Source organism: Okeania sp. (assembly GCF_983059655.1).
Window position 1 is genome coordinate 1 of the sequence record NZ_CEZPJD010000747.1, and the last position, 3,900, is coordinate 3,900.

Sequence of the window (3,900 nt, forward strand, 5' to 3'; positions counted from 1 at the left end):
CAAAGTCGGAACTTTACAACTGGAGTAGGACATCTCTTGTTCAAAAATTAATAATGAATAATTAATAATTACCTCTTCTTTTCAAGGAGAGGATTGACGTGATAGAGAAATTTTTTTCTTGTTTATCCTTTAAAGGAGAGGCTTTAAAGCTTAATTATTTGGTAAGAAAAGACTAATTTCTCTAGTGGGTTTAGAAATTTAGGCCAAGTTCGAGGAATATAAGGCCCAGTTTAACAGTGGTTTTGATGGACAGGAAAAACCACAACCGGGAAATTTAGCAACTTAGTTCACTCTCGCACTGTAGCTTTTGCATTGAGAATGCTGCTTGCATTGTTAAAAAAAAATTGTGTTGATTAGTTTTTCGTTTTTACGTTGTAAAGTAATGAGCATGGTAGACAAAAGTTATTTTTTGCAAGTCAAGTGTTATAAATCGAGGGGCTGGCAAAACTGAAAGCATTTTTATCTCATATCACAAGGGTAGATTTTTTGACTTTCTTGTTATGACTAAACTTGAAGGACAATAGAGAAAAAGCATAGATGTCATGTATTTGAATGTTTCTTGTTTCTCCCTCCTTGTCCACTGGCTCTTTTTGTCTACTTTATCTGACGTGCGTATCCCTAGCTTATAAAGAAATTAAGACCACTCTGCATTTTGTATGTAAAATAGTCAGAATTGATTAATGCTAAGAATTAACAATGCCTTAGAGATAAATTAGAGAGTGAAATTAAAGATGTTTCTGTATTGGCCATATACTTAGGGTTTGCTGAATAAAGTCTTTTGGTAAGGACAGAAGCCAGAAGCCAGATTTTATAAGCCAGGAGTCAGAAGGAATGGGAATTGTAGAAGAGATAGTCAGAAGAATCCTCCCAAGATTGTTCTGCCCAACTCTTCAAAATGCGCTCATTTTTGAACTATTACCATCTAAAAGCTGGTGCTCCCTTAGTATATGAAAAGGCTAATTTTGACCTGTAAAAACTTTGCAAATTAATCGATAAGCCCTACTTAAAAGCATCTTAGTATAGAGACTCAAGCTGTAATAAAAGTGACATTCTTTTGGGTGAAAAGTGTATTTGTACTAGAATCAAAGACTGGTCAATAATAACAATTCAAACAGCACTTAGTTATAGTGTAAAAAACAATACAGAACACTATACTGCCTATTTTTATTCAAGCTTGAGAAGCTACATCAGAGTAAAAAACTGAAAAAAGTATTAGTTTTACTCATTCTAATTGTAGTTCTACTTTTAGGTTACTTCCTAATCATAGAATTAATTAGGGAATAAACAAGATGGCATAAGGAAAACAAGATTTTCAGCACTAAACCTCTGAAATATGGAGTTAACACCTACTGGCCATTATATCAGGGTATCTTAAAAAACACTTAAATAAAAAGGCTTATCATCTCTTGGCAATATACTTTATCTAAATGGAGAAATCAATAATGAAAACTCAAACTGCATTGGGAGTAAAAACCAATACAGAATACGGTAGTCGTACTTTTGTATACGAAGTAGAAGGTTTACGTCAGAGTAATATTACTGACAAAACAAATAGCCCCATCCGTCGCAGTGGAACTGTTTACATCACTGTACCTTATGCTCGCATGAACCAAGAAATGCAGAGGATTACGCGGATGGGAGGCAAAATTATCAGCATTAAAGCTGTGAGTGAAAGCTCTCAAATTAACGGTCAAACAACTACAGGAGAAAAAACTAAACCCATGACTCAAGCTAAACCCAAGTCAAAGGATGTTCCGGTAAACACCTATCGCCCCAAAAATCCATTCGTTGGCAAATGTCTTTCCAGCACTGAGTTAGTACGTGAAGGTGGTGAAGGTACTGTTCGTCACCTAGTATTTGACCTTTCTGGTAGTGACTTGCACTATCTAGAAGGTCAAAGTATTGGTATTATTCCACCAGGAACAGATGCTAAGGGTAAACCTCACAAGTTAAGGCTTTACTCTATCGCTTCTACTCGCCATGGCGATAATCTTGATGATAAAACAGTGTCTCTGTGTGTACGCCGTCTAGAATACAATCACCCAGAAACAGGCGAAAGAATCTATGGTGTATGTTCTTCTTACCTATGTGGTATGGAAGAAGGTGCAGATGTGGCCATTACTGGGCCTGTGGGCAAGGAAATGTTGTTGCCTGATGATGAAGACGCAACTATTATTATGATCGCAACAGGTACAGGAATTGCTCCTTTCCGTGCTTTCATCTGGCGGATGTTTAAGGAAAGAGAACAAAACCCTGATTATCAGTTTAAAGGTTTGGCCTGGTTATTCTTTGGTTGTGCCTATACTCCAAATATTCTCTACAAAGAAGAGCTTGAAGAACTGCAACGTCAGTTCCCTGATAATTTCCGCGTAACTTATGCCATTAGTCGCGAACAAAAGAATAAAGATGGCGGCAAAATGTATATTCAGCACAGAATTCAAGAAAATGCTGATGAGTTATGGGATCATATTCAAAAGCCAAGTACTCACACTTACATCTGCGGTCTCAAAGGTATGGAAGGTGGCATTGATGAAGGAATGTCTGCTGTGACTGGTAAGTTTGATGTTGATTGGAGCGAGTATCAGAAGGGCTTGAAAAAAGACCATCGTTGGCACGTTGAAACTTACTAATAGTGGTGTACATTCATCAAAATTCAGCAGTTATGCTATAATAGTAAGCTAATCATCAATTCATTTTCTATCGACCAGGGAGAGGTATCAAATAAGCCTCTCCCTTTCAGGTTTTAGGGACAAAAAACATCTGCCTCAAAATTGTTCGTGAGAAACAAATTCTGCTAGTATCAAGTTGGTTGAGTTACTAATAAATTGAGACAGGGGACAAAAATTGCCTAGATATTCTCTCAATATTTGGGTTGGTGCCACGTCTCTTAAATTTAATTAATCCAAAATCCAAATTAGGAGAACAAAATGAACTTTGGTAATCTTGCTAAAATTGTTGCTGGTGTTGCTGGTGTAGCAGCTACTGGGTATGGTGTAAAAAAAGCTGTAGATTATTTCCAGAACCGCGATCAAGAAGAACCCGACCCAGAAGCAACTGAAGACGCAGAAGTAGAGCTAGAAGCTGATGATATTGCTTTTGCGAGTGTGGAACCTGAGTCAGTACAACCTTTCCTTGATGCCAGCTTTGGCGCTCCAGGTCGTTACGTTCCTACTCGTCCGCCTAAAGTATTTGAATATCAAGAACAACAATACATGGTGATATGGTCTTACGATAATGAGAAAGAAAAAAATCAATTGATGGGCTTCCAATACACTGATGCAGGTAGGCAAATGGTTGCTAGTGTAGGATATACTGCTGATGCTACTGACTATAATGTTAACTTAGACGGTACAAATTTAGCTGTTGAAGTTAATGGAGAACAAATTACATCTGGTCAAGGTGAAACTGATGGTGCAGATGAAGTTGATTTAGTTCCAGTTGGATAATTCGATTTAGAAATTAAGTGGTAATGATGCATCGTTGATATTGATATTATCCTGACGCTGCTCTACAAGACAGCGCGAGATTTTCGATGCATCATTCAGTAAGCAGTCAGCTATCAGCTATCAGCTTTATTGCCTAAAAATTGTGCTCAAAAGCCTCTCCTTTTAAGTGGATAAAAAGCGGTTGTTAGCGGAGCTTCCCGTAGGGTGGGATGTCGTTTTGCTCCGCAACATGTAAAGCGGAGCGGGTCTGATAAGAGCGGGTCTCCGTTCCCTCCGGGACGCTTTCCGTTAGAAAAGCTTTGCGGTAGCAAACGCCAGATCCAATCAACCAAGAGAAAAGAGCATATTCCTGATTTCAAGCCTCCTTATTCCAGAGTTACTGATAACTGATAACTGATACAGGAAATGCTTACTTCTAACCAGCAATAAAAGCAGCAATAACAAACAAAAATAA

The 3,900-nt window shown here is 37.9% G+C and carries 2 protein-coding genes; both read left to right on the top strand.

Annotated features, from left to right (window positions below; genetic code table 11):
* The first annotated feature begins 1,442 nt into the window (after nt 1-1,442).
* A complete protein-coding gene (gene cpcD/petH / locus AC3DU7_RS27730) occupies nt 1,443-2,630 on the top strand; it encodes a bifunctional rod-capping linker CpcD/ferredoxin--NADP reductase PetH (protein WP_488042484.1) in 1,188 nt (395 codons plus the stop codon).
* A 297-nt stretch (nt 2,631-2,927) separates the two neighbouring features.
* Nucleotides 2,928-3,446 (top strand): hypothetical protein, encoded by a 519-nt coding sequence (locus AC3DU7_RS27735; RefSeq protein WP_488042485.1) that lies wholly within the window; start codon nt 2,928-2,930, stop codon nt 3,444-3,446.
* The last annotated feature ends 454 nt before the right edge of the window (nt 3,447-3,900 follow it).